At 63.2% G+C, this 24879-nt stretch carries 23 protein-coding genes; 6 read left to right on the top strand and 17 right to left on the bottom strand.

From position 1 onward, the window contains the following. Positions 1-231 precede the first annotated feature (231 nt). The 5 genes from ABE459_RS21470 to colR all read right to left on the bottom strand — a co-directional run bounded on the left by ABE459_RS21470 (position 232) and on the right by colR (position 3957). Positions 232-462 (bottom strand): hypothetical protein, encoded by a 231-nt coding sequence (locus ABE459_RS21470; protein ID WP_125462744.1) that lies wholly within the window; start codon positions 460-462, stop codon positions 232-234. Next, entirely contained in the window at positions 459-1160 is a 702-nt protein-coding gene (locus tag ABE459_RS21465; RefSeq protein ID WP_125462743.1) for a lipopolysaccharide kinase InaA family protein, read from the bottom strand. Before ABE459_RS21465 ends, ABE459_RS21470 begins: the two co-directional genes overlap by 4 nt. Positions 1161-1166: 6 nt before the next feature. After that, complete coding sequence (locus ABE459_RS21460; RefSeq protein WP_125462742.1) at positions 1167-1847, bottom strand: class I SAM-dependent methyltransferase; 681 nt, start codon at positions 1845-1847, stop codon at positions 1167-1169. Between the two features lie 126 nt (positions 1848-1973). After that, entirely contained in the window at positions 1974-3284 is a 1311-nt protein-coding gene (locus ABE459_RS21455) for a HAMP domain-containing sensor histidine kinase (RefSeq protein ID WP_258705765.1), read from the bottom strand. Next, the gene (colR, locus tag ABE459_RS21450) at positions 3274-3957 is read right to left on the bottom strand and encodes a two-component system response regulator ColR (RefSeq protein WP_028689695.1); all 684 of its coding nucleotides are present in this window, start codon (positions 3955-3957) and stop codon (positions 3274-3276) included. The genes ABE459_RS21455 and colR overlap by 11 nt, the downstream gene beginning before the upstream one ends. 170 nt (positions 3958-4127) lie before the next feature. Between colR and ABE459_RS21445 the strand changes: the two genes are divergently transcribed. After that, the gene (locus ABE459_RS21445) at positions 4128-4856 is read left to right on the top strand and encodes a phosphatase PAP2 family protein (RefSeq protein WP_323830735.1); all 729 of its coding nucleotides are present in this window, start codon (positions 4128-4130) and stop codon (positions 4854-4856) included. A gap of 296 nt (positions 4857-5152) precedes the next feature. Here ABE459_RS21445 and groL read toward each other — a convergent pair whose 3' ends face one another. The 5 genes from groL to ABE459_RS21420 all read right to left on the bottom strand — a co-directional run bounded on the left by groL (position 5153) and on the right by ABE459_RS21420 (position 9912). Then, positions 5153-6793: a chaperonin GroEL gene (groL, locus tag ABE459_RS21440; protein ID WP_125462739.1), complete on the bottom strand. Its 1641-nt coding sequence runs from the start codon at positions 6791-6793 to the stop codon at positions 5153-5155. A 48-nt stretch (positions 6794-6841) separates the two neighbouring features. Further along, complete coding sequence (locus ABE459_RS21435) at positions 6842-7135, bottom strand: co-chaperone GroES (RefSeq protein ID WP_016488938.1); 294 nt, start codon at positions 7133-7135, stop codon at positions 6842-6844. A gap of 379 nt (positions 7136-7514) precedes the next feature. Continuing rightward, the gene (locus tag ABE459_RS21430; protein WP_110991597.1) at positions 7515-7976 is read right to left on the bottom strand and encodes an FxsA family protein; all 462 of its coding nucleotides are present in this window, start codon (positions 7974-7976) and stop codon (positions 7515-7517) included. Between the two features lie 66 nt (positions 7977-8042). Then, positions 8043-8774 (bottom strand): HugZ family protein, encoded by a 732-nt coding sequence (locus tag ABE459_RS21425; RefSeq protein ID WP_125462738.1) that lies wholly within the window; start codon positions 8772-8774, stop codon positions 8043-8045. A 130-nt stretch (positions 8775-8904) separates the two neighbouring features. Next, positions 8905-9912: a DUF481 domain-containing protein gene (locus tag ABE459_RS21420; protein WP_125462737.1), complete on the bottom strand. Its 1008-nt coding sequence runs from the start codon at positions 9910-9912 to the stop codon at positions 8905-8907. Positions 9913-10065: 153 nt separating this feature from the next. Between ABE459_RS21420 and ABE459_RS21415 the strand changes: the two genes are divergently transcribed. Together ABE459_RS21415 and ABE459_RS21410 are read left to right on the top strand one after the other, a co-directional pair. After that, positions 10066-10419 carry an MGMT family protein gene (locus tag ABE459_RS21415; protein ID WP_110991600.1) on the top strand — a complete coding sequence of 118 codons (354 nt, stop codon included), beginning with the start codon at positions 10066-10068 and terminating at the stop codon, positions 10417-10419. Between the two features lie 43 nt (positions 10420-10462). Next, positions 10463-12010: an AmpG family muropeptide MFS transporter gene (locus ABE459_RS21410; RefSeq protein WP_110991601.1), complete on the top strand. Its 1548-nt coding sequence runs from the start codon at positions 10463-10465 to the stop codon at positions 12008-12010. A 131-nt stretch (positions 12011-12141) separates the two neighbouring features. Here ABE459_RS21410 and ABE459_RS21405 read toward each other — a convergent pair whose 3' ends face one another. From ABE459_RS21405 to ABE459_RS21395, 3 genes are all read right to left on the bottom strand, one after another. Beyond that, the gene (locus ABE459_RS21405; RefSeq protein ID WP_125462736.1) at positions 12142-13386 is read right to left on the bottom strand and encodes an MFS transporter; all 1245 of its coding nucleotides are present in this window, start codon (positions 13384-13386) and stop codon (positions 12142-12144) included. Positions 13387-13593: 207 nt separating this feature from the next. Continuing rightward, complete coding sequence (locus tag ABE459_RS21400; RefSeq protein WP_125462735.1) at positions 13594-14433, bottom strand: mechanosensitive ion channel family protein; 840 nt, start codon at positions 14431-14433, stop codon at positions 13594-13596. A gap of 117 nt (positions 14434-14550) precedes the next feature. Then, positions 14551-15036: a YajQ family cyclic di-GMP-binding protein gene (locus ABE459_RS21395; protein WP_346648133.1), complete on the bottom strand. Its 486-nt coding sequence runs from the start codon at positions 15034-15036 to the stop codon at positions 14551-14553. A 102-nt stretch (positions 15037-15138) separates the two neighbouring features. On the opposite strand from ABE459_RS21395, the gene ABE459_RS21390 reads away from it, so the two are divergent. Genes ABE459_RS21390 through ABE459_RS21380 form a run of 3 tightly spaced genes read left to right on the top strand, consistent with a single transcriptional unit; the run spans position 15139 to position 18679 of the window. Further along, positions 15139-16056, top strand: a complete 918-nt coding sequence (locus tag ABE459_RS21390) for a putative 2-dehydropantoate 2-reductase (protein WP_323830734.1) — start codon at positions 15139-15141, stop codon at positions 16054-16056. Between the two features lie 36 nt (positions 16057-16092). Then, a complete protein-coding gene (locus ABE459_RS21385) occupies positions 16093-18114 on the top strand; it encodes an ATP-binding protein (RefSeq protein WP_323830733.1) in 2022 nt (673 codons plus the stop codon). A 1-nt stretch (position 18115) separates the two neighbouring features. After that, positions 18116-18679, top strand: a complete 564-nt coding sequence (locus tag ABE459_RS21380; RefSeq protein ID WP_125462731.1) for a cob(I)yrinic acid a,c-diamide adenosyltransferase — start codon at positions 18116-18118, stop codon at positions 18677-18679. 83 nt (positions 18680-18762) lie between these two features. On the opposite strand, the gene ABE459_RS21375 is transcribed toward ABE459_RS21380, so the two are convergent. The 4 genes from ABE459_RS21375 to secA form a co-directional block, all read right to left on the bottom strand. Continuing rightward, positions 18763-19707 carry a Nudix family hydrolase gene (locus ABE459_RS21375; RefSeq protein WP_125462730.1) on the bottom strand — a complete coding sequence of 315 codons (945 nt, stop codon included), beginning with the start codon at positions 19705-19707 and terminating at the stop codon, positions 18763-18765. Beyond that, a complete protein-coding gene (locus tag ABE459_RS21370; RefSeq protein ID WP_323830732.1) occupies positions 19704-20336 on the bottom strand; it encodes a glutathione S-transferase family protein in 633 nt (210 codons plus the stop codon). The genes ABE459_RS21375 and ABE459_RS21370 overlap by 4 nt, the downstream gene beginning before the upstream one ends. 98 nt (positions 20337-20434) lie before the next feature. Beyond that, positions 20435-21652 carry a bifunctional glutamate N-acetyltransferase/amino-acid acetyltransferase ArgJ gene (gene argJ, locus ABE459_RS21365; RefSeq protein ID WP_323830731.1) on the bottom strand — a complete coding sequence of 406 codons (1218 nt, stop codon included), beginning with the start codon at positions 21650-21652 and terminating at the stop codon, positions 20435-20437. A 161-nt stretch (positions 21653-21813) separates the two neighbouring features. Next, positions 21814-24549, bottom strand: coding sequence for a preprotein translocase subunit SecA (gene secA, locus ABE459_RS21360; RefSeq protein WP_110991611.1), 2736 nt, complete (start codon positions 24547-24549; stop codon positions 21814-21816). Positions 24550-24879 lie beyond the last annotated feature (330 nt).

Raw genomic sequence — 24879 nt, 5'->3', positions numbered from 1 at the left:
GGGACCCGGAGCGCAGCGGAGGGCCGTATGAATGGAGCGAGCGGTTTTTGGTTACTTTTTTCCAAGAAAAAAAGTAACCCGCCGTAAGGGCGGAAAGGTGACTACGCGTCGGCATCACAAATGAATGCGCATACAACTTTCAACACAAACACAAACACCAAACACCAAACACCAAAACGCCAGAAGTCCACAAAAACTTCTGGCGCCTAAATCAAACAACCAAACAACCAATCAACCAAACGGCCGCAGCCCCTGCCTCATCCCAAACAGAAACAGCAGAAAATCATGATCCGGTTTAACGGACACCTGCTCGACCTTCGCCTCCCGCGGCAGCGGGCACAAACCACCCACCTCGGCCTTGCTGAACACCGTCAGCCCCGGCTGCTCCCAGGCAGCCGCAGCCACCGTGGTCACCGCCAATGCCCCAACAAGAAACAAAGCTCGAGCGATTTCTAGTTTCATTGCTCTAACCCTTTGACCGCGCTGCCAAACGCCATCTGGTAAAAATAGAGCAAGGTCTGCCATTCCGCGTCAGTGATCGACGAATGGCGCCGCAGCTGACGCAAATCGTTGTACGCCGCACGTTGGCAGCTGATTCGCCGCCGGCACTTCTCCAGATCGAGCAAAGCCACTTCAGCCCGGGCCTGCTCACCGGTCCCGATCACCTTGACGAACACATGCTTGCCGTAGAGGCAGCCATGCTGCCAGTGCCCCAGATGCATCCGCGCCAGGTTGTCGGCAAGGTCCTTGAACATCCGCTCATGGACTGCCTGGGGATAACGTTCACGAGCGCCTTCGCTGTACCAGGTATCCAGGTCGACAAAACCGTCCAACGCTTCGCTTACCAACAGCGCACGCCACTGGTGATCGGCATCGCGCTCAGCGCCGGCAAACACGATACGTGGCACACGCACACCCAACTGCTCGAAACTGTTCAAGGCATCGAGTTCGCGCAAGACCGTGGGCCGACCGAACGGATGCAGCAGGCTGCGGTAGATGTGGCCAACCTGGCGCTTGGCATACAACAGTTGGCCGCTGGCATCGCACAGGCGTTGCACGCCGCTTTCGCCGCCACGCCGCTGATTGGGTTCCTCGACCCACTCACCCTGCTGCTGCCAGTAGAAGTCGAACTGCCCTGACGCTTTCTGCACTGCCGCCATCAATCACTACCCCTTACGTAAAACGTATACGCGCCACATCGCGTAGAACGGCAAGAAGTCGAGCCGTTCCTGAATTCTGAAACCTGCAGCCGTAAATTCTTCTTCAACTGTAGCCGCCGGTAACACAAAGCGGTTCTGGTAGCTGTCCTGCTGGGCTCTGACACTGCGCCGTGCTTCAAGTTTCTTGCGCCGCCATGCCTTGAAGTTGCCATCCACCCACAGTGACAGAATCACACTGTCGCGGCTAACCCTTTGAAATTCTGAAAGAATCGTCTTGCGGTGGGCCGGGTCACCGATGTGGTGGAACAGGCGCATGCAAAAGATGCTATCCACCGCGTTGTCAGGCAGGTCAATGGCAAAGGCCGAAGTTTGCAAAGGGCGTACCCGTGCGACCACCTCTGGCGGTTGTGCGGCACAGGCTGTCTCTATCATCGCTGCGGAATTGTCGGCGCCGATGATCACACGGTTGGGCTTTTCCGCCAGCAGCGGCCAGAAGCGCCCGGCACCGCACGGCAGGTCAAGGACCAGGCCCGGCTCGCCGGCCAAGGCCAGGGCATGCCGGGCCATCTGCTCGTCACGCTTGTGCGACAGCCGCCTGGCCAAGCCATCCTGGTGTTTGAGGAAGTAGTCGCGGGCATGATCCCGATCGTACTTTTCGGAAAATTCGAGTTTGATGGGGCTACGCATCGAGCATCTCCTGACTCCAATGCGCTCACGTTAGGTAAGTGCGCGTAGGAATCAGGTTATGCAGATGTGAAAAAACCGTGATCAAACAGAACAGGTGTTACAAGACGTTAACTTGGATCCAGAACCTTACTGCTCGTCCTGATCCTCACCGACTATCTTGTTACCCTGGCTCAGGTCTACCTGGAAACGGCATCCGTGGGGCTGCGTGGTGCTCAGGGTGACGCGCCAGCCCTGGTCATCGCAGATCCGCTGCACCAACGACAGCCCCAGGCCCAGCCCCTCGCCACGGCGCTCGTCACCGCGCACGAACGGGCGGAACATCGCTTCGCGCTGCTCCTCCGGGATACCCACCCCGCTATCCTCGACACTGAACCCATTGGGCTCCAGGCTCAGGCGGATATAGCCGCCATCGGTGTAGTGGGCGGCGTTGCGCAACAGGTTGCCCATGACCGATTGCAGGAAAGTGGCGTTGTACAGCGTAGGGCCGGCGCTCACCCGGCCATCGTAGTAAAGCGCCAGGCCCTTCTGTTCGATGGTGTCACGCCATACGGCGGTCAGATCATCACCCACTTCACGCAAGGTCGCCTGGGCGGCGATTGCGCCTTCATCACGTTGCGCGCGAGCCAGCATGAGGAACGTCTTGACCAGCTCACGCATCTCCTCGGTGGCCCGTGCGATGCGCTCGACCTGGCTGCGCGCACGGCTGTCCAGGTTAGGGTTTTCAATCAGCAGCTCGCACGAAGTGGCCAGCACCATCAACGGTGTACGCAACTCATGACTGACGTCGCTGGTAAACAGCCGTTCACGGGTCAGCGCATCACGCAACCGGCCCAGGGTATCGTCGAAGGCCACCGCCAGCTGCCCTACCTCGTCCGCCGCGTAATCCGGCGCCAGCGGTGGCGCCAGGCCGAGCAACTGGTCGCGATGACGCACCTGGCGAGCCAGGCGGATCACCGGCGCCATCACTCGTCGCGCCAACACCCAACCGAGGATCACCGCCAGCGCCAGGCTGAGCACGAAGCCCACCACCACCACGGCGAACAGCACCCGCTCACGCTCCTCGAAATCGCTCTGGTCCTGCAGCAGCACATAGCGCCGGCCATCGACGATCTCGACCATCGCGTGATACGACAACTGGTCGCGGAACACCTCATGGAAGCCTGGTTCCAGATGCCGCAAGTCCTTGGGCAGCTCGAAATCATCACGCCCGCCGCTGAAGTAGAACAGTTGGTCCGGGCGCGGCCGGTGGCTCCAGTCGCTGACGCTGTCCATGCGCAACAGACGCTGCAGGTCGCCGCCGAGCACCGAGGAAATCAAGCGTTCCTCGACCAGGTGCACGGTGGCGACAATGCCGAAGGCAAAGGCCCCGGCCACCAACGCGCTCATCAACGCAAAGGCGATGATGATGCGCTGGGCAAGGCTCTGCTTAAACTCCATCGCGGCCCTCGGCGAGGCGATAGCCGACGCCATGGACGGTATGCAGCAGGGGTTTGTCGAACGGTTTGTCGATCACCTGGCGCAGCTGATGGACGTGGCTGCGCAGGCTGTCGCTGTCGGGGCAATCATCGCCCCACAGGGCCTCTTCCAGCACTTCGCGGCGCAGCACGTGGGGGCTCTTCTGCATCAGCACGGCGAGCAGCTTGAGGCCCACCGGGTTGAGCTTGAGCAGGCGGCCCTGGCGGGTCACTTCGAGCGTGTCGAGGTCATAGCTCAGGTCGGCCACCTGCAAGGTACGGCGACCGCCGCCCTGGGCCCGGCGCAGCACCGCTTCGATGCGCGCGGCCAGTTCGGACAAGGCGAATGGCTTGAGCAGGTAATCATCGGCACCGGAGCGGAAGCCTTGCAGACGATCATCCAGCTGGTCGCGGGCGGTCAGCATGATCACCGGGGTATCGCGGCGGGCATCCTCGCGCAGGCGCTTGCACAGCGTGTAGCCGTCGATGCCGGGGAGCATGATGTCGAGCACGATCAGGTCGTAATGCTCGGTAGCGGCCAGGTGCAGGCCCGACAGGCCATCCTGGGCGCAGTCCACCGTGTAGCCTTTCATGCCCAGGTAGTCGGCCAGGTTGGCAAGAATGTCGCGGTTGTCTTCAACCAAAAGAATACGCATCGGGGTCTCCTGTACCGCGCTTCGCTCGGCGGCAGCTTAAGGCCATCGCCCGCGCTGTGCCAGCCCTCGGGAAAATTCACCAAGCTTTACAGTTTTTTCACCGAACCTTCACGGACACAGGATAGCGGGCACCCGACAATGCCCGGTCTTTTTCCACCCCTGGAGCTGTCATGCAGGAAACCATTCGCCCACGCCCGATCAATCCGTGGCTCTACCTGGGCATCCCTTTCGTTACCATCGTCACGTTGATCCTGCTGGAATGGACATCGGTAGACATGGACCTGGCCAACCTGTTCTTCGACCGGGCTGCCGGGGAGTTCATCGGGCGCCACAGCTACGTGCTGGAGACCATCCTGCACGACCGGGTCAAGCAGGTGGTGATCGCCTTGAGCCTGGTGGCGGTCGCAGCGTTCATCGCCAGCTTCTTCTGGCAACGCCTGTTCGGCTGGCGTCGTGAACTGGGCTGCCTGGTGCTGGCACTGGGCCTGTCCACGGCCTTTGTCACCCCGCTCAAGCAACTGACCCAGGTACAGTGCCCGTGGAGCCTGAGCCAGTTCGGCGGCAGCGAAACCTACAGCAAGCTGCTCGAGCCACGCCCGGCTACCGACAAGGCTGGCCTGTGCTGGCCGGGCGGCCATGCGGCGACCGGGTTCTGCCTGTTTGCGCTGTTCTTCGTGCTGCGCGATCGCCGGCCGCGCCTGGCCAAGGCGGCGCTGGGGCTGGCGTTCGTGGCCGGGTCGGTGCTGTCGGTGGGCAGGATGATGCAGGGTGCGCACTTTCTCTCGCACAACATCTGGACAGCGGTGTTCTGCTGGCTGATCGGGTTGGGCTGTTACTACCTGGTGCTGTATCGCCGGGGGATGGCGACGGCACCGGTGGCCGAGCGCAGCGTTGCTTGATGGCCCATCGCGGCCATTGTGGACTTGCACGTCCACTGTAGGAGCGGCCTTGGGTCGCGAAAGGGCTGCAGAGCAGCCCCGGCGATTTCTGCTTTCACGGTGAAATCCTGGGGCCGCGTTGCGGCCCTTTCGCGACACAAGGCCGCTCCAACAAAGACCGTTGCTCCCACCTCGACCTCGCTGCCCCAGCCACAGGGGCCTCTTGTGGGTGGTTTGCCCCGCGATAAGGCCACCACCGGCAACAAAAAGCCCCGCACTAGGCGGGGCTTTTCATTACAGCTGGGGGTAAGGCTGGCTTACATCATGCCGCCCATGCCACCCATGCCGCCCATGTCAGGCATGCCAGCAGCTGGCTTGTCTTCCGGCAGGTCGGCAACCATGGCTTCGGTGGTGATCATCAGACCGCCAATCGAAGCAGCAGCTTGCAGGGCCGAACGGGTAACCTTGGCTGGGTCCAGGATGCCCATCTCGATCATGTCGCCGTATTCGCCGGTAGCGGCGTTGTAGCCGTAGTTGCCCGAACCTTGCTTGACCTTGTCAGCGACAACGCTTGGCTCGTCGCCGGCGTTGGCAGTGATCTGACGCAGCGGGGCTTCGACAGCGCGACGCAGCAGGGCGATACCGACGTTCTGGTCTTCGTTGTCGCCTTTGAGGTCAGCAATGGCCGACAGGGCACGCACCAGGGCAACACCACCGCCAGGCACCACGCCTTCTTCGACGGCTGCGCGGGTTGCGTGCAGGGCGTCTTCAACGCGGGCTTTCTTCTCTTTCATTTCAACTTCGGTGCCTGCACCGACCTTGATCACGGCAACACCGCCAGCCAGTTTGGCCAGACGCTCTTGCAGCTTCTCACGGTCGTAGTCCGAAGAGGTTTCTTCGATCTGGGCACGGATCTGTTTGACGCGGGCTTCGATCTCGGTGTCAGCGCCAGCACCATCGATGATGGTGGTGTTTTCCTTGGACAGGATGACGCGCTTGGCGTTACCCAGGTGCTCCAGGGTGGCGGTTTCCAGGGACAGGCCGATTTCTTCGGAGATGACCTGGCCGCCGGTCAGGACGGCGATGTCCTGCAGCATGGCCTTGCGGCGGTCGCCGAAGCCCGGTGCCTTGACCGCAGCAACCTTGACGATGCCGCGCATGTTGTTGACAACCAGGGTAGCCAGGGCTTCGCCTTCGACGTCTTCGGCAACGATCAGCAGCGGACGGCCGGACTTGGCAACGGCTTCCAGTACTGGCAGCAGTTCGCGGATGTTGGAGATCTTCTTGTCGACCAGCAGCAGCAGCGGGCCTTCCAGCTCGGCAACCATGGTGTCCGGCTTGTTGATGAAGTACGGCGACAGGTAGCCGCGGTCGAACTGCATGCCTTCTACGACGGACAGTTCGTTTTCCAGGCCCGAGCCTTCTTCAACGGTGATCACGCCTTCTTTACCGACTTTTTCCATGGCTTCGGCGATGATTTCACCGATGGAGTTGTCGGAGTTGGCGGAGATGGTACCGACCTGGGCGATGGCCTTGGAATCGGCGCATGGCTTGGACAGGTTCTTCAGCTCGGCGACAACAGCGGCGGTGGCCTTGTCGATGCCGCGCTTGAGGTCCATCGGGTTCATGCCGGCAGCGACGGCTTTCAGGCCTTCGTTGACGATGGCCTGAGCCAGGACGGTAGCGGTGGTGGTGCCGTCACCGGCAGCGTCGTTGGCCTTGGAAGCAACTTCCTTGACCAGCTGGGCGCCCATGTTTTCGAAGGCGTCTTTCAGCTCGATTTCTTTGGCGACGGAAACGCCGTCCTTGGTGATGGTCGGCGCGCCGAAGCTCTTGGCCAGGACCACGTTGCGGCCTTTCGGGCCCAGGGTCGCTTTTACCGCGTCAGCCAGAACGTTGACACCAACCAGCATTTTCTTACGGGCGGAATCGCCGAATTTTACGTCTTTAGCAGCCATGATCGTTTAATCCTTGGAATTCTTTGGAGTAACGGGAAGTCGGGGAAATCAGCCTTCGACAACGGCCAGGATTTCGTTTTCGGCCATGACCAGCAGGTCTTCGCCATCGACTTTCACGGTGTTGCTGCCCGAGTAAGGGCCGAAAACCACTTTGTCACCCACTTTCACGGCCAGCGCGCGAACTTCGCCGTTGTCCAGGATGCGACCGGTGCCGACGGCGACGACTTCGCCGCGGTTCGGTTTTTCAGCGGCCGAACCCGGCAGGACGATACCGCCAGCGGTTTTCGATTCTTCTTCGCTGCGACGGATGACGACGCGGTCATGCAGAGGACGAAGCTTCATTGTCGATCTCTCCCAAATAGTGGTTTTCATCGGCCGGTGTCAGCACCGGCGGGTTGATGCGGTCCGGCGTTGCCGGGGGTGGCCCGCGAAGGGCGAACCACCTGTGTCATGTCTGGTGTCACCACCAGAAACCTTGCGGTGACCACATACATGAGGCCGCCTTATTCGATTACAAGGCTTGATACGGAAATTTTTTCATCAGGGGATTCATTGGACCTGCCTCTCCCTGCCCCCTGAATCGGCAGGTTCCTGTAGGAGCGGCCTTGTGTCGCGAAAGGGCCGCGTAGCGGCCCCAGCAATCTTTGCGTCAACGCCGAAATCCTGGGGCCGCTGCGCCGCCCTTTCGCGACACAAGGCCGCTCCTACAGAGGTATTGCAATTACTTGTCGCGGCGCTCGTACTCGCCTTCGATCACATTGGGGCGATGGCCGGGATCACGGGGCTGGGCCTGGAACGGGTCGTCCTGGAACGCCCGCTGGCGCAGGGCCTGCTCTTCGGCACGGCGGCGCAGCTTGCCAGCCACCAGGCGGCGGGTGAACGGCAGCAGGCACAGCAGGCCCAGCACGTCACTGATGAAGCCCGGCAGCAGCAGCAGGCCACCACCCACCGCCATCATCAGCCCCTGGAACATTTCTTCGGCGGGCAACTCGCCACGCTGCAGGCTCTCACGGGCACGCAGGGCGGTCGCCAGGCCGGCTACGCGCATCACCAATACCCCCAATGCGGAGCCAGCAATGATCAACAGCAGCGCCGGGAAGAAACCGATGGCCGCGCTGACCTTGACGAAGACGAACAGCTCCAGCACAGGGAAAAGGAGAAACAGCAGTAAAAAGGCACGCATTACTAATTCCTCGACGGAAGAACATCTTCCTGTAGGAGCATCAGATGGATGCGTGCAGGCGTTTTTTCAACCCTCTGCGCGCGCCACCGTCGGCCACTGTTCGGCACGGGCCAGCAGCACCAGGGCTTCACGGACTTGTGTCGGGGTATTACAAGTTGTTGGGAAGGCCAGCCAGTACACCGCCTGACCGATGCGCAGGTGCATGCCTTCGCTGTCGATGCCGACCATTTCAGCCGCTGTCGTGCTCGGCAGGCTGCTCAGCGCGACATAGTGGGCGATCGCATTGGCATGGTCGCTGTTCATGTGTTCGATCATGCTCGCCTCGGCAGCGCCGGCGAAAGGATTGGCCAGGGTGACCTGGTCGAGCCAGTGAATCGCGCCGAAACCGCCGATGTAGCGGTGGCGCACCGGCAGCAGCACCCAGAAGTCGAAATCGTGGGCCTTGTGGTAGTTCGCCGACTCAGGGAAGTAGCGGTAGTAGCGCGCGGCGGCAGCTTCAATGGCCGCCTCGTCGCTGAGCTTGTGCGCCTCGGCCATCACCGTCAGGCGCCCTACTGCCTGCACGTCCTCAGCCTCACGTTCGCCCACCAGCAGTGAACACTTGGGGTCCTTCTGCAAGTTGTGGGTGTGCTGGGCGATACGGCTGATAAGAATGACCGGGTGCCCATCGGCGTCCAGGCAGTAGGGGACCACCGAGCCGAACGGGAAGCCCGGCATCGACTTGGAATGGGTGGAGAGCACGCCACGGTACTCCTTTAGCAGCAGTTCCCGGGCTGGGCGAAGGGCATTAGAACTCACAGCGAGGACCTCGGCAAATGATGATCAGTTGCAAGTCATAAGCTACAAGCAACAAGAAAAAGCAAGGTCCGAATCAATTTCGATGACGCAGTTCTTCTTGAAGCTTGAAGCTTGATACTTGCAACTGCCCTCACCAGGTCACGCCGAAACCAGCGGTGTAGCGAGTCTTGTCGAGATCGCGATCATCGGTGCCCTTGATCAGGTCCTTTTCCGCCTTGAGGTTGAGCGAAGCCCAGTCGGTGACCTTGTAGCGCAGCCCCATTTCCGCATCCAGGGCGTAGTCGGCGACGCCGCCAAACGGCTTGCCTACCTCACCATTGGTGAAGAACTGCACCTTCTTGCCGATCAGGTAACGGGTGTAGTCCCACTTCACGGCCGCGGCATAGAAGTTGTCCTTGCCGCCGTCACGGTACTGGTAATCGGTGCGGTTGATCAGCGAGCCCAACGAGAACGCCCCCAGCTCGTCATCCCAGAACTGGTAGCCCGGGCCGGTACCGACGGTACGCTGGCGCGCCAGCTCTTCGATCTGGTCGCGCTTGTACTCCAGGCGCCCCTGCCAGAACCATTTCTCGGTGATGAAACGGTCGAGCGCATATTCCGCGCTCCAGTTGTTGGCGGTGGTGACATCGTCCTTGCTCTCGCGGTTGTATTCGCCTTCGGCGTTGTGCCGCCAGCGACCGTGGCGCGCGGAGGTCTTGAAGCTGACGTCGTAGTCGTCTGTGTCGTTCTCGGCGCGCTTGTAGTCCAGCGCCACGTCGACATTGCCCTTCCACAGAAAGTCCTCGACCAGCGGCCGGGGCTTCATGATCTGCTCGATGCTGGCCAGTTCCACGGTCTTGGGCGCATCACCGTTGGCCAAGGTCACCTTGCCCGGTTCGGCAGCCTTGAGTGACTTGGCCTTCTCGCCGCTGTAGGCGTCCTGCTTGACCAGCAATTCCTGGTCGCTCTCAAGGGTCTTGACCTGTTTCCAGTCCAGGGCGATCGAACCACCGTACGAGGTCTCCAGCAGCAACTTGCCGCCATCGAAGACGGTGATCTTGCCAGTGAGTCGATCGCCGTTCTTCATCCACACGGTATCGGCCAGCGCCGAGGTGCAAAGCGATACAGCGAAGAAGCAGAGCAGGATTCTTGAGTACATAAGTGGACTACGGATTCGATTTGCCGAAAAAAGCCGGGCATTATCCGGATGCCCACGCCATGAGCAAGGACAGACCCAGACCATGCCGATGAGTTCCACTCTTATTTGCCGTTGCCATCCGTCCGGTTTCATCTACAGGCCAAGGGGGCTCTGATGTCTGCCATCTCTGCTCCACCACCGGAAGATGCCGAAGCCCGACGAATGGCGTTGTATTCGGTGCTCGGCCAAGTCCCGCCGGGCAAGGTGGTCAGCTACGGCCAGCTCGCCGAGCTGGCGGGCCTTGGCCGCGCGGCCCGCTGGGTTGGCCGTACCCTCGGGCAACTGCCTGCGGACACCCGCCTGCCGTGGCACCGAGTGCTCGGCGCAGGGGGGCGCCTGAGCCTTGCCCTGGGCACCCCATCCGGCGACGAACAGCGCGCCCGTCTGCGCGCAGAAGGCGTGAATGTAGCCAATAATCGTGTGGATATGGCGCGCCATGGCTGGCGCCCGATGGAGCACAGCGGTTAGAGTGCGCGCTTTGTTTTCGCAAACTTGAGGCAGATGTTGGCCCATGCCCCGTAAAACCTGGCGCGCTGCGCTCGCTGCCTATGCCAGCCCGTCAACCTTGGTACTTCTGCTGCTCGGATTCGCCGCCGGCCTGCCGTACATGCTGGTGTTCTCGACCCTGTCGGTCTGGTTGCGCGAAGCGGGTGTGGCGCGCGAAACCATCGGTTACGCCAGCCTGATCGGCCTGGCGTATGCCTTCAAGTGGGTGTGGTCACCCCTGCTCGACCAATGGCGCCTGCCGCTGCTCGGCGGCATGGGCCGCCGCCGCTCCTGGTTGCTGCTGTCGCAGGTGCTGGTGGTGCTGGGCCTGGTCGGCATGGGCTTCTGCGACCCGCAGAAACACCTGTCATGGCTGGTCGCGCTGGCGGTGCTGGTGGCCTTTGCCTCGGCTACCCAGGACATCGCCGTCGATGCCTATCGCCTGGAAATCGCCGACGACCAGCGCCAGGCTGCGCTTGCCGCCAGCTACATGGCCGGCTACCGGGTCGCCGCGCTGCTGGCCACGGCCGGCGCACTGTTCTTTGCCGAGTGGTTCGGCTCCACCGGCTTCAGCTACCTGCATCAGGCCTGGACTGGTACCTACGTGCTGTTCGGCGTGCTGATGCTGCCGGCGGTGTTCACCACGCTGATCATGCGTGAACCCCCGGTACCGCTGCGTACCCAGTTGTCGGCGGCGCGCTACGGGCTGATGCACCAGCTGGCGTCGGTGTTCGTACTGATCATCCTGCTGGTTTCGGTACCCGCCAGTTTCACCCAGATGTTCAACACCGACTGGGCCAGTGTGCTGTTCGGCGACGCCACCCCGCTCGACCTGCTGCTCGAAGACCGCGCCTTCCTGCGCCTGCTGCTCTATGCACTGCTGAGCTGGGCATGCCTGTCGTCCCTCGGCCGTCGCGGCCTGGCCCCGGTGCTCACCCCGGTCAACGACTTCATCAGCCGCTACCGCTGGCAGGCCCTGCTGCTGCTCGGGTTGATCGCCACCTACCGCATGTCCGACACGGTGATGGGCGTGATGGCCAACGTGTTCTACATCGACATGGGCTTTACCAAGGACCAGATCGCCAGCGTCAGCAAGATCTTCGGCCTGATCATGACCCTGGTCGGTGCCGGTGCCGGCGGCCTGCTGATCGTGCGCTTCGGCATCCTGCCGATCCTGTTCATCGGCGGCGCGGCGTCGGCGGCGACCAACATCCTGTTCCTGATGCTGGCCGACATGGGGCCGAACCTGGAAATGCTGGTGGTGACCATCTCGCTGGACAACTTCAGCTCGGGCCTGGCCACCTCGGCGTTCGTCGCCTACCTGTCGAGCCTGACCAACCTGAAGTTCTCGGCTACGCAATATGCCCTGCTCAGTTCGATCATGCTGCTGCTGCCGCGCCTGATCGGCGGCTATTCAGGGGTGATGGTGGAGAAGTTCGGCTACCACGACTTCTTCCTGATCACTGCCCTGCTGGGCGTGCCGACCTTGATCCTGATCGCCCTGCAGTGGCGGCAGGAAGCCGGTCGGGGAAAGCCGGTGCCGGTGGAGAGTCCGGCAGCTGAACAGAACTAGGCCTTCAACGGCCTCATCGCGGGGCAAGCCCGCTCCCACGCTATAAGCCTATAAGCCTATAAGCCTATAAGCCTATAAGCCTATAAGCGTGGGAGCGGCGGTGCGCCGCTGCGACTTGCCCCGCGATGCTTCTACTGTGCCACGGCCCCTTCCCCGGAGCGCCTGCCCACCACGAACCACAACGGCCACAGCGCCAGCGCCCCGGCAATGCCTGCCGCCACGGCGAAGTGCATCAGGCTGGCACCCGCTCCGAGCATCGCCAACACAGCGCCCCCCAGCCCCAGCAAGGCGATGGTGATCATCCCCAGCATCGCCGACACCAGCCCCTTGCTCTGTTCGCTGGCGAACAGCGTCATGCGGTACAGCACCGCGTTGGCCACACCCAACCCCAGCGCGTACAGCGACATGCCGGCCACCACACTGGTAACTGTCGGCCAGTACCAGGTCGCCGCGACCATCAACGACAGGCCCGCCAGGTAAGGCCAAAGGGCCCCGCGAACCAGCGCCGGCAGCGGATAGCGGTCGGCGATGCGGTTGATGATCAGATTGCCGAGAATCAGCCCGGCGAACACCGGCAACTGCCACAGCGCGTAGTCCATCGTGCTCAGGCCTTCGTCGTGGATCAGCAGCACCGGCGACAGGCCGATCCAGCCGATCAGCGGCAACCCGACCAGGCCCAGCGCCGCGCTGCCCGCGACAAACCGGCGGTTGGCCAGCAACTGACCATAGCCGGCCAACAGCGGCAGCAGGTGGATCGGCGTGAACGGCAGGCGTGAACCGTCGCGGCGTTCCACCCCCAGGGTTTCCGGCATCAAGCGGTACAGCAGCAGCCAGCACAGCACCGCACCGACCGCGAACGCCACGAACAGCCAGCGCCAGTCCAGCCACTGCAGCATCAAGGTGCCCACCAGCGGCCCGAGCAGCGGCGACAGCAGGGCGATGTTGGCCAGCAACGCCATCATGCGCACCGCGTCGGCCTCGCTGTACGCCTCGTTGAGGGCGGGGTAGCTGACCGTGACCACAAAGCCCAGGCCGATGCCCTGCAGCAGGCGCAGCAGGTTGAACAGGCCGATGTCATGTACCCAGAACGTCGCCAGGCAAGCCGCGCCGAAGAACAGGCAGCCCGTCAGCAGCAGCGGGCGCCGGCCGTAACGGTCGGCGAGCGGGCCGATCAGCCATTGCAGCACCACCCCGCCCAGCAGGTACAGGTTGAGGGCGTGGGGGATGAATTGCGGACTGGCGTCCAGGTCGCCGACCACGACCGGCATGGCGGGCATCACGGCATCGCTGGCCAGGTAGGTCAGCAGCTCGAACAGCGCCAGGGTCAGGCCGAACAGCAAGGCTCGCAGGGGGGTGATGTACAGCAGTGGTTTCATGATCAGTATCAGGTGGGAACAGGTGGGGTCAGGCTATATGCCAGAAATGACGGAGGATTGCTGTGAGCAAGTGTAAGGGGCAGAAAAAACCGGGGCCGCTTTGCGTCCCTTCGCGGGGAAACCCCCGCCCACAGGTTAAGCGTGAACCCTGTGGGAGCGGGTTTACCCGCGAAGGGGCGCGCAGCGGCCCCGACTGTCGAAGCAGGTTTATTGCAGGGCAGTCTCCTGCACCACACGGATCACCCGCTGCGGAAAGGGAATGTCGATCCCTTCGGCCTTGAGTCGGTCACGGGCATGCTCGTTGAGCATGAACATCACGTCCCAGTAGTCGGCAGTCTTGGTCCAGATGCGCAGCGACACGGTGATCGAACTGTCACCCAGGGTCGACACCACCGCCTGCGGCGCCGGGTCCTGCAGCACACGCGGGTCCTGGGCCAGCTCCAGCAGCACATTGCGGGCCTTCTGCAGGTCGGCGTCATAGTCGACACCCACGTCGAACACCACCTTGCGGGTCGGCTGACGGTTGGTGTTGGTGATGATGCCGTTGGACAGGCTGCCGTTAGGCATGATCACCGTCTTGTTATCACCGGTACGCAGCACGGTGTGGAAGATCTGGATGCTGTCCACGGTGCCCGCGACGCCCTGGGCTTCGATCCAGTCGCCGATGCGGAACGGGCGGAACATCAGGATCAGCACGCCCCCGGCGAAGTTCGCCAGGCTGCCCTGCAAGGCCAGGCCGATAGCCAGGCCAGCGGCACCGATGGCGGCGACGAACGAGGTGGTCTCGATGCCGATCATCGACGCCACGCTGACCATCAACAGGACTTTCAGCACGATGTTGGCCAGGGTGCTGATAAAGCCCTGCAACGCCGCGTCGGCCTTCAGGCCAACCAGTTTGCCCAGCCGAGCACTGACCCTGCTGATGATCCACCAGCCGATCGCCAGCGTCAGCAAGGCCAGCAGCAGACGGCTGCCGTACTCCATGATCAGCGGTACCCAAGTCTGCGACTGGCGAACCAGTTGGTCGACCTCTGCATTCAAATCCATCGTCATCTTCTCCTGATGCCAAGCGGCAAAAAACACATTGAAACGGGCCGCACAGCATGCAGCGACCGCAGGAACCGATGGACATCATTGAGCCATCAAGGTTCCTGCCCTGTCCGATCAGTCGCGGAAGTTGTTGAACTGCAGCGGCATGTCGAATTCCTTGGCGCGCAACGCAGCGATCGCCTCCTGCAGGTCGTCACGCTTCTTGCCGGTGACGCGTACCTGCTCACCCTGGATCGAAGCCTGGACCTTGAGCTTGGCGTCCTTGATGTGGGCCACGATCTTCTTCGCCAGGTCCTTGTCGATGCCTTCGCGGAACTTGGCTTCCTGCTTCACTTCCTTGCCGGAGGGATAGGCGTCCTTCACTTCCAGGCACTTGACGTCGATCTTGCGCTTGACCAGGGCCAGACGCAGGATTTCGACCATCGCCTCGAGCTGGAACTCGGCCTCGGCGGTCAGCAGCACGGTCTGCTCCTTGTCCTTGAACTCGAAGCTGCCCTTGCCCTTGAGGTCATAGCGGCGGTCCAGTTCCTTCACCGCGTTGTCCAAGGCGTTGGTGACTTCGTGCTTGTCCAGTTCCGATACCACGTCGAACGAAGGCATGGCGGTTCTCCATAAAAAAACAGCGCGCTCAGCTTGAAGATGGAGCGCGTCAGGGTTAGGGGGTTAAAATGCGGGCTCATTATAACGGGTTGCGAAACGCAGATGAGCAGCACCTGGCATATTCTCGGCGCCGGTAGCCTCGGCAGCCTCTGGGCCTGCCGCCTGGCCCGCGCCGGCAAGGCGGTCCGCCTGATCCTGCGCGACGAGCAACGCCTGGCGGCCTATCAGGCCGTCGGCGGGCTGACCCTGGTCGAACAGGACCACCGCAGCCTCTACGCGATCCCCGGCGAAACCCACGATGCCACCGGCCCGATCCACCGTTTACTGGTGGCCTGCAAGGCCTATGACGCGGCCCCTGCCGTGGCACGCCTGGCCCCACGGCTGGCCGAAGGTGCCGAGCTGGTGCTGCTGCAGAACGGCCTGGGCAGCCAAGATGAGGTGGCCGACCAGGTGCCCCATGCCCATTGCATCTTCGCCTCCAGCACCGAGGGCGCGTTCCGCGAAGCGGACTGGCAGGTGCGCTTCGCCGGCCATGGCTTCAACTGGCTGGGCAACCCGCTCACCCCCGCCGTGCCAGCGTGGTTCGACGACCTCCACGACGCCGGTATTCCCGCCCAGTGGAGCGTCGACATCCTTTCGCGGTTGTGGCGCAAACTGGCGCTCAACTGCGCCATCAACCCGTTGACCGTGCTGCACGACTGCCACAACGGCGGGCTGCTCGGGCACCTGACCGAAGTCGACCAGCTGTGCGACGAGTTGGCCAACCTGCTGCTGCGCTGCGGCCAGCCCGAGGCCGCCAACGACCTGAAGGAAGAAGTGCAACGGGTGATCCTCGCCACCGCCGCCAACTACTCTTCCATGTACCAGGATGTCCGTCATGGCCGGCGCACCGAGGTCCATTACCTGCTCGGTCACGCCTGCCGCGTCGCCGCCCGGCACGGGGCAAGCGTGCCGCAGTTGGAACACCTGCAACGGCGCCTGGTCGATAGCCTGAAGGCCCGCGGCCTGCCCAGCGACTGACTGGCCCATCCACCGGACATGGATACCCTCTGACTCATGAGCCTGCGCCAACGCCTGGAAAACCTCCCGGTCGGGCAGAAACTGCTGGCGGCCCTGCTGGTGCTGCTGGTCACCATCCTGCTGGTCGCCAACCTGGCGTTCATCAGCGCCGCCTACTGGATCACCCAGGAAAGCATGGCGCCCCAGGCGCTGCAGACCATCGGCAAGCTGGTGTCCAATCCGCAGCTGTCCTCCCGGGCCGGCGACTCACCGGAGACTGCCAGCGCCCTGCTCAAGGAGCTCGATAGCTACTCGCCGTTGCGCGCGGCGGCCATCTACGGTGGCGATGGGCAGATGCTCGCCCAGCTCCAGCACGGCGACGCCCTCACCCTGCCCAAGCGTTATCGCAACATCGACGGCTGGCGCCTGATGGAGTTTCGCAGCACCCAGCTGATCCGCCTGCCGCGCAACGCCAACCCGCCCGCGCACCTGCTGCTGGTGGCCAGCAGCGAGCTGCCGATGGCGTTCTACACCGGCACCCTCTCCGCCAGCCTGGCGATCCTGATATTCAGCATCCTGCTGTGGCTGGTCATCGCCCGGCAGATCAAGCGCTTGATCACCCTGCCGATCAACAACCTCGAAGAACTGTCGCGCCAGGTCACCCGGGAAGAGAGCTACGCCCTGCGGGCCCAGCGCGGCAACGATGACGAGATCGGCAGCCTGGCCGATGCGTTCAACACCATGCTGTCGCGCATCGAAGCCCGCGAGCAGCAGCTCAAGGGCGCCCGCGACGAGTTCCAGCAGGCCTACGACCAGGCCCAGGGCCTGGCGGAAGAAACCCGCCACACCAACCGCAAGCTGGAGCTGGAAGTCCAGGTGCGCAGCAAGATCGAAAAGAAACTCACGGGTTTCCAGAACTACCTGAACAGCATCATCGACTCCATGCCTTCGGCGCTGATCGCCCTCGACGAGCAGCTTTACGTCACCCAGTGGAACCACGAAGCCACGGTGCTTTCCGGCACACCGCTGGACGAGGCGCTGAACCAGCCGATCTTCCTGGCCTTCGCGCCGCTCAAGCCGTTCTTGCCACAGCTCAAGGAAAGCGTCGAGAAGCACCGGGTGGCAAAAATCGAGCGGGTCACCTGGCCCAAGGGCGACGACCTGCGCCACTACGCCCTGACCTTCTACCCGCTGACCGGCGGCGGCGGCCGTGGCGTGGTGATCCGTATCGACGACATCACCCAGCGCCTGTCGCTGGAAGAAATGATGGTGCAGTCGGAGAAGATGCTGTCGGTCGGTGGCCTGGCTGCGGGCATGGCCCATGAGATCAACAACCCGTTGGGAGCGATCCTGCACAACGTGCAGAACATCCGCCGGCGCCTGTCGCCGGAGCTGCCACGCAACCAGGAACAGGCCACCGAACTGGGCCTGGACCTGCCGGCCATCAACCGCTACCTGGACAGCCGCGAAGTGCCGCAACTGCTCGACGGCATCCAGCAGGCCGGCGCCCGGGCGGCGAAGATCGTCACCCACATGCTCAGTTTCAGCCGCCTCAGCAACCGTCAGTTGGCGCCCTGCGACCTGCCGGCGCTGATCGACCAGGCGGTGGAAATCGCCGGCAACGACTTCGACCTGGCCATCGGCTTCGACTTCAAGGGCCAGGCCATCGTCCGCCAGTTCGACCCGCAGCTCGGGGCTGTGCCGGGCACCGCCAACGAGCTGGAGCAGGTGCTGCTCAACCTGCTGAAGAACGCCGCCCAGGCCATCCACCAGCGCCCGCAGCCCAGCGAGCCGGGGCGAATCACCCTGCGCACCCGGCTCAACCCGCCCTGGGCGGAAATCCAGGTGGAGGACAATGGCGTGGGCATGCCCGAAGCCGTGCGCAAGCGCACCTTCGAGCCATTCTTCACCACCAAGGAGATCGGCCAGGGCACCGGCCTTGGGCTGTCGGTCTCGTACTTCATCATTACCAACAACCACAAAGGGCAGATGGAAGTGCACTCCACGCCCGGCCAGGGCACCTGCTTCACCCTGCGCCTGCCCCTCGGCCAGCCGGCCACCACCAAAACGGAGACGTGACATGGGCTATCGCCTGTCGAAGATCTACACCCGCACCGGCGACAAGGGTGAAACCGGCCTGGGCGATGGCCGCCGGGTGCCCAAGGACCATCCACGGATCGAGGCGATCGGCGAGGTGGACAGCCTCAACAGCCAGCTTGGGGTGTTGCTGGCCGGATTGGCCGAGGCCGGCTTGCAAGAGCTGGTCGAGGTGCTGGCGCCGTGTCAGCACCGCTTGTTCGACCTGGGTGGCGAGCTGGCCATGCCCAGCTACCAGGCATTGAACGCAGCTGAGGTCGAGCGCCTGGAAGCGGCCATCGATCGCTGGAACGACGAATTGGGGCCGTTGAAGAACTTCATCCTGCCGGGTGGTTCGGCGCTGGTGGCCCAGGCTCATGTGTGCCGCAGCCAGGCGCGGGCGGCAGAGCGGCGGTGTCAGCAGTTGAATGCCGTTGAGCCACTGGAGGGGGTGGGATTGGCGTATATCAACCGGCTTTCCGATCTGCTGTTCGTGGCGGCGCGGATCATCGGGCGGCGGCAGGGTGTAGCCGAGGTGCTTTGGCAGGCAGCCACAAAGCCGGCCTGAAAAGCATCGCGGGGCAAGCCCGCTCCCACGCCAGTTACACACGTTAGCGTGGGAGCGGGCTTGCCCCGCGATTGCCAGCGCGCTCAGATCTCAGGCCAGAACGCCCGGATCCCGGCAACACCTTGTGCCCCAACTTCCCATGCTCGCTCCCGCTCACCCGCCCCGACCCCACCCAGCAGGAACACCGGGCGGCTGACCGAACCGATCAAGCGCTGCGCCTCATCCCAACCGAGCGGTGTGGCATCCGGATGCGTCTGGGTCGCCTGCACCGGCGACAGGGTGACAAAATCCACGCCCATCTGCTCGGCCAGCGCCAACTCTTCGGCGCTGTGGCAGGACGCCGCCAGCCAGCGGTTCTCCGGGAACGGGCGGCCTTTGGCGGCGTACTTGCGCAGTTGCGCCGCAGTGAGGTGCCAACCGGCCGCCGGGAAGTCGCCCAGCCACTCCAACGGCCCCTTGAGCATCAGTTGTGCCTTGCCGGCGCACAGCCCGACCGCATCCACGGCAACGTCGCGGTACTTGGGGTCGTACATGTCCGGGGCGCGCAGCTGGATCAGCTTGATGCCATTGGCCACCGCCTTCTGGATGCCCTTGAGCAGCTCCGGAACCTCAAGCCCGTCCGGCGTGATCAGGTATTGATCCGGCAGGCGCGCGGCGGCGACGATCGGCTTGTTGGCTTCAGGGAAGTCGTACTGGCCCAGGTCGCGGGGCGCCACCCAGGCCAACGGCTGGCCTTCCGCGCCATGGGGCTCGCCGGTGAAGGCATCCACCTCGCGCACATCCAGCAGCACCTGCTTGTCCGGGTAGTCGTGGCTGACCTTGATCAACGGCCGCGAACGGCTGACCTCGATACCCAGCTCTTCGCGCAGCTCACGGGCCAGCGCCGCCTCGACGCCCTCGCCCTCCTCCAGCTTGCCGCCGGGAAACTCCCACAGGCCGCCCTGGTGCTGGGTATCGGCACGGCGGGCGATCAGGATGCGCCCGTCGGCGCCTCGGATGACGGCGGCAACTACATGAATCCGCTTCACCCTGCACGCTCCGCCAGGCCAGCCTGCTGCCAGGCCTGGAAGGCCGGCCACTGGTAAATGGTTTCGATGTAGGCCGCAGCTTCAGCGGGCACTGCAACGCGGTAGGTGCGAAGGCGCACGGCCACCGGGGCGAAGAAGGCATCGGCCAGGGTCGGCCGGCCGAACAGGAACGGGCCTTGGTCCTTGGCCACCAGACGGCACTCGGACCACAGGGCGACGATGCGGTCGATATCGACCTGCACGTCCAGCGGCATATTCTCCAGCGCCTGGTCACGGGACAGATCGAACGGCATGGCACCGCGCAGGGCGAAGAAGCCGCTGTGCATCTGCGCGCAGGCCGAACGCGCCTGGGCGCGGCTGGCGACGTCTTCAGGCCAGAGCCTGGCGTCAGGATGCTGTTCGTTGAGGTACTCGGCGATGGCCAGGGAGTCGGCAATCACGCCGTGCTCGGTCTTGAGCAGCGGTACCTTGCCGGTGGCCGAAAACGCCAGCAGGCGTTGGCGGGTGTCGGGCTGGTTGAGTTTGACCAGGGTTTCTTGGTAGGGCGCGCCGGCCAGTTCGAGGGCCAGGGCGCCGCGCAGCGACCAGGAGGAATACATCTTGTCGCCGATGATCAGGTGATAGCTCATGGGGCGGCTCCATGTTTCATGGCAGAGGGAGCATCGCGGGGCAAGCCCGCTCCCACGCCGAAAATCGCGGGAGCGGGCTTGCCCCGCGATGGGTTGGATCAGGTGCGGTATTCGGCGTTGATCTTCACGTACTCGTGGGACAGGTCGGTGGTCCAGATGGTTTCGCTGCACTGGCCACGGCCCAGCTCGATGCGGATGGTGATCTCTTCCTGGGCCATCACGGCAGAACCCTGCGCCTCGGTGTAGCTCGGGCTGCGGCCGCCCTGGCTGGCGATGCAGACGTTGTCGAGGTAGACGTCGATCAGGCTGACATTCAGCTCTGGCACGCCGGCACGGCCTACCGCGGCGAGGATGCGGCCCCAGTTCGGGTCGGAAGCGAACAGCGCGGTCTTGATCAGCGGCGAGTGGGCCACGGCGTAGCCGACGTCCAGGCATTCCTGGTGGTTGCCGCCGCCGTTGACTTGCACGGTGACGAACTTGGTGGCGCCTTCGCCGTCACGCACGATGGCCTGGGCCACGTCCATGCACACTTCGAACACGGCCTTTTTCAGCGCCTCGAACAGCTCGCCGCGGGCCTCGGTCACTTCCGGCACGTCGGCCTTGCCGGTGGCGATCAGCATGCAGCAGTCGTTGGTCGAAGTGTCGCCGTCGATGGTGATGCGGTTGAACGACTTGTTGGCGCCGTCGAGCATCAGGTCTTTGAGCACCTGCGGTGCGACCTTGGCGTCGGTGGCGATGTAGCCGAGCATGGTGGCCATGTTCGGGCGGATCATGCCGGCGCCTTTGCTGATACCGGTGACGGTGATGGTCTTGCCATCGAACTGGAACTGGCGGCTGGCACCCTTGGGCAGGGTGTCGGTGGTCATGATGCCGGTGGCGGCTTCGGCCCAGTGGTTCTCGGACAGGTTGTCGAGGGCTGCCTGCAACGCGCCTTCGATCTTCTCGACTGGCAGCGGCTCACCGATCACGCCGGTGGAGAAAGGCAGTACCGACTCGGCAGGCACGCCGGTCAGTTCGGCCAGTTTGGCGCAGGTGCGCTCAGCGGCGGCCAGGCCTGGGGCGCCGGTGCCGGCGTTGGCATTGCCGGTGTTGGTCAGCAGGTAGCGCACGGTGCCCTGCACGCGCTGCTTGGAGAGGATCACCGGTGCGGCGCAGAACGCGTTGAGGGTGAACACGCCGGCAACGCTGGAGCCTTCGGCACAGCGCATCACCACCACATCCTTGCGCCCGGGGCGCTTGATGCCCGCCGAGGCGATGCCGAGTTCGAAACCGGGAACCGGGTGCAGGGTGGGCAAAGGACCAAGACCAACAGCCATTAGAGCGCTCCTAGAAATTTTGGGGAATTGGGGGGCGCTTTGCGCCCCTTTCGCGACACAAGGCCGCTCCTACAGGGTTGTTGCGATTCCTGTAGGAGCGGCCTTGTGTCGCGATGGGCTGCGACGCAGCCCCGGGATCTCAAGCCAATGGTGAGATCAGATCACTCGATCTGACCATGGCAGTGCTTGAATTTCTTGCCCGAACCACACCAGCACGGCTCGTTGCGGCCCAGCTTGAGATCATTACGCACAGGCGCGGCGGCCACGGCCACTTCGGCGCCTTCTTCAGCCACTTGCTCGCTTTCCAGGCCAGGGGCGGCAGCGTGCTGGAACTGCATGCGGCTGGCCAGCTCCTCTGCTTCGCGGCGCAGGCGGGCTTCTTCTTCGACCGGGTCTTCGCGGCGTACCTGAACGTGCGAAAGCACGCGGATGGTGTCGCGCTTGATCGAGTCCAGCAGTTCCTGGAACAGGGTGAACGACTCGCGCTTGTACTCCTGCTTCGGGTTCTTCTGCGCGTAACCACGCAGGTGAATGCCGTGACGCAGGTGGTCCATGGTCGACAGGTGGTCTTTCCACAGGTCGTCCAGTACACGCAGCAGGATCTGCTTCTCGAAGGTACGCAGCGCGTCTTCGCCAGCCTGGTCCTCTTTCTCGTTGTAGGCGCTGGTGATCTCGGCGATCAGCTTCTCGCGCAGCGTTTCCTCGTAGAGGTGATCGTCCTCGTCGAGCCACTGCTGGATCGGCAGCTTGATGGCGAAATCACTGGCCAGCGAAGCCTCGAGGCCGGCAACGTCCCACTGCTCAGGCAGCGACTGCGGCGGAATGTGCTGGCTGATGGTGGCATCGAGCACTTCCTGGCGGAACTCGGCGATGGTGTCGCCAATGTTTTCGGCGGCCAGCAGGCTGTTGCGCATGTGGTAGATCACCTTGCGCTGTTCGTTGGCCACGTCATCGTATTCAAGCAGCTGCTTACGAATATCGAAGTTGCGGCCTTCGACCTTGCGCTGGGCTTTTTCGATGGCGTTGGTGACCATGCGGTGCTCGATGGCTTCACCGGACTGCATGCCCAGGGCCTTCATGAAGTTCTTCACCCGGTCGGAGGCGAAGATGCGCATCAGGCTGTCTTCCAGCGACAGGTAGAAGCGGCTGGAGCCGGCGTCACCCTGGCGGCCGGCACGGCCACGCAGCTGATTGTCGATACGACGCGATTCGTGGCGTTCGGAGGCGATCACATGCAGGCCACCGGCTTCCAGGACCTGCTGGTGACGCTTCTGCCAGTCGGCCTTGATCTTGGCGATCTGCTCGGCGCTCGGGTTGTCCAGGGCGGCGACTTCGGCCTCCCAGTTACCGCCGAGCAGAATGTCGGTACCACGGCCGGCCATGTTGGTGGCGATGGTCAGCGCGCCCGGAGCACCGGCCTGGGCGATGATCTCGGCTTCTTTCTCGTGGTACTTGGCGTTCAGGACCTTGTGATCGATGCCTTCCTTCTTGAGCAGGTTGGACATGTGCTCGGAGGTTTCGATGGTCGCGGTACCGACCAGTACAGGGCGGCCCTGGGCCATGCTTTCCTTGATGTCGGCGATGATCGCGGCGTACTTCTCATCGGCGGTCAGGTACACCAGGTCGTTGAAGTCCTTACGGGCCAACGGCTTGTTCGGTGGGATGACCATCACGTTGAGGTTGTAGATCTGGGCGAACTCGAACGCTTCGGTGTCGGCGGTACCGGTCATGCCGGACAGCTTGGTGTAGAGGCGGAAGTAGTTCTGGAAGGTGGTGGAAGCCAGGGTCTGGCTTTCGGCCTGGATGTTCAGGTTTTCCTTCGCTTCGATGGCCTGGTGCAGGCCTTCGGACAGGCGACGGCCCGGCATGGTACGGCCGGTGTGCTCGTCGATCAGGAGGATCTGGCCTTCCTGGACGATGTACTCGACGTTGCGGTGGAACAGCTTGTGCGCGCGCAGGCCGGCGTAGACGTGGGTCAGCAGGCCCAGGTTATGCGCGGAGTACAGGCTCTCGCCCTCGGCCAGCAGGCCGGACTGGGTGAGCATGTCCTCGATGAACTGGTGGCCGGCCTCGTTGAGTTCGACCTGGCGGCTCTTCTCGTCGATGCTGTAGTGGCCCTCTTGGGTCACCTGGCCTTCGACTTCCTCGATGTGCTGGGTGAGGCGCGGGATCAGGCGGTTGATCTCGATGTACAGCTTGGAGCTGTCTTCGGCCTGACCGGAGATGATCAGCGGGGTACGCGCTTCGTCGATGAGGATGGAGTCGACTTCGTCGATCACGGCGAAGTTCAGCTCACGCTGGAACTTCTCGTCGACGCTGAACGCCATGTTGTCGCGCAGGTAGTCGAAGCCGAATTCGTTGTTGGTGCCGTAGGTGATGTCGGCGGCGTAGGCGGCGCGTTTTTCTTCCGGCGGCTGGAATGCCGAAACGATACCCACGGTCAGGCCGAGGAATTCGTACAGCGGGCGCATCCAGTTGGCGTCGCGGCGGGCCAGGTAGTCGTTGACCGTGACCACGTGCACGCCCTTGCCGGACAGCGCGTTGAGGTACACGGCCAGAGTACCGACCAAGGTCTTGCCTTCACCGGTACGCATTTCTGCGATCATGCCTTCGTGCAGGGTCATACCGCCGATCAGCTGAACGTCGAAGTGACGCATGCCCATCACGCGCTTGCCGGCCTCTCGGGCCACGGCGAAGGCTTCAGGCAACAACTGGTCGAGGGTTTCGCCTTTGGCCAGGCGCTCTTTGAACTCTGCGGTCTTGCCCCGCAGCTGTTCGTCGGAGAGGGCCACCATCTTCTCTTCGAAGGCATTGACGGTGCTCACCGTCTTGAGCAGGCGTTTGATCTCGCGCTCGTTCTTGCTTCCAAAAAGTTTCTTTAACAAAGGCGCAAACATATCGGCAGGATCTTCCACACGTAGGGATGGAGGGCGGCCCCATGAGTCGCCCGTGCAGCCCAGAGGCCGCATGCGAACGAGCATTCTACCCGGAAACGATTGTGAGGAAAGTGGTGGATTTCCACGATACTGGCACAGCGTATGTATGGGGCCTGCCTAACATAAGGGCTTTTTCGCCAAGTTCAAGGTGGCGGAAGATGAAACGTATCGAGAATGACTTGCATCAATAAGTGACTGTCACTGCCTGATCGAACGCTATCGCGGGGGGGGCCCCCCCCCCCCCAAAACCGCAGGGGCGGGGGGGGCCCCCCGAGAGGGGGGACCAGATAT

This window comes from Pseudomonas sp. TWI923 (genome assembly GCF_039673365.1).
GTDB classification, from domain to species: domain Bacteria; phylum Pseudomonadota; class Gammaproteobacteria; order Pseudomonadales; family Pseudomonadaceae; genus Aquipseudomonas; species Aquipseudomonas sichuanensis.
Note: the sequence above shows the minus strand (reverse complement) of the source record. Positions and strands in the feature narration are given on the sequence as shown.

Coding starts and splice junctions, on each gene's coding strand:
- ABE459_RS21470 (WP_125462744.1), bottom strand. CDS start 462: ATGAAACTAGAAATCGCTCGAGCTTTGTTTCTTGTTGGGGCATTGGCG.
- ABE459_RS21465 (WP_125462743.1), bottom strand. CDS start 1,160: ATGGCGGCAGTGCAGAAAGCGTCAGGGCAGTTCGACTTCTACTGGCAG.
- ABE459_RS21460 (WP_125462742.1), bottom strand. CDS start 1,847: ATGCGTAGCCCCATCAAACTCGAATTTTCCGAAAAGTACGATCGGGAT.
- ABE459_RS21455 (WP_258705765.1), bottom strand. CDS start 3,284: ATGGAGTTTAAGCAGAGCCTTGCCCAGCGCATCATCATCGCCTTTGCG.
- colR (WP_028689695.1), bottom strand. CDS start 3,957: ATGCGTATTCTTTTGGTTGAAGACAACCGCGACATTCTTGCCAACCTG.
- ABE459_RS21445 (WP_323830735.1), top strand. CDS start 4,128: ATGCAGGAAACCATTCGCCCACGCCCGATCAATCCGTGGCTCTACCTG.
- groL (WP_125462739.1), bottom strand. CDS start 6,793: ATGGCTGCTAAAGACGTAAAATTCGGCGATTCCGCCCGTAAGAAAATG.
- ABE459_RS21435 (WP_016488938.1), bottom strand. CDS start 7,135: ATGAAGCTTCGTCCTCTGCATGACCGCGTCGTCATCCGTCGCAGCGAA.
- ABE459_RS21430 (WP_110991597.1), bottom strand. CDS start 7,976: ATGCGTGCCTTTTTACTGCTGTTTCTCCTTTTCCCTGTGCTGGAGCTG.
- ABE459_RS21420 (WP_125462737.1), bottom strand. CDS start 9,912: ATGTACTCAAGAATCCTGCTCTGCTTCTTCGCTGTATCGCTTTGCACC.
- ABE459_RS21415 (WP_110991600.1), top strand. CDS start 10,066: ATGTCTGCCATCTCTGCTCCACCACCGGAAGATGCCGAAGCCCGACGA.
- ABE459_RS21410 (WP_110991601.1), top strand. CDS start 10,463: ATGCCCCGTAAAACCTGGCGCGCTGCGCTCGCTGCCTATGCCAGCCCG.
- ABE459_RS21405 (WP_125462736.1), bottom strand. CDS start 13,386: ATGAAACCACTGCTGTACATCACCCCCCTGCGAGCCTTGCTGTTCGGC.
- ABE459_RS21400 (WP_125462735.1), bottom strand. CDS start 14,433: ATGGATTTGAATGCAGAGGTCGACCAACTGGTTCGCCAGTCGCAGACT.
- ABE459_RS21395 (WP_346648133.1), bottom strand. CDS start 15,036: ATGCCTTCGTTCGACGTGGTATCGGAACTGGACAAGCACGAAGTCACC.
- ABE459_RS21390 (WP_323830734.1), top strand. CDS start 15,139: ATGAGCAGCACCTGGCATATTCTCGGCGCCGGTAGCCTCGGCAGCCTC.
- ABE459_RS21385 (WP_323830733.1), top strand. CDS start 16,093: ATGAGCCTGCGCCAACGCCTGGAAAACCTCCCGGTCGGGCAGAAACTG.
- ABE459_RS21380 (WP_125462731.1), top strand. CDS start 18,116: ATGGGCTATCGCCTGTCGAAGATCTACACCCGCACCGGCGACAAGGGT.
- ABE459_RS21370 (WP_323830732.1), bottom strand. CDS start 20,336: ATGAGCTATCACCTGATCATCGGCGACAAGATGTATTCCTCCTGGTCG.
- argJ (WP_323830731.1), bottom strand. CDS start 21,652: ATGGCTGTTGGTCTTGGTCCTTTGCCCACCCTGCACCCGGTTCCCGGT.
- secA (WP_110991611.1), bottom strand. CDS start 24,549: ATGTTTGCGCCTTTGTTAAAGAAACTTTTTGGAAGCAAGAACGAGCGC.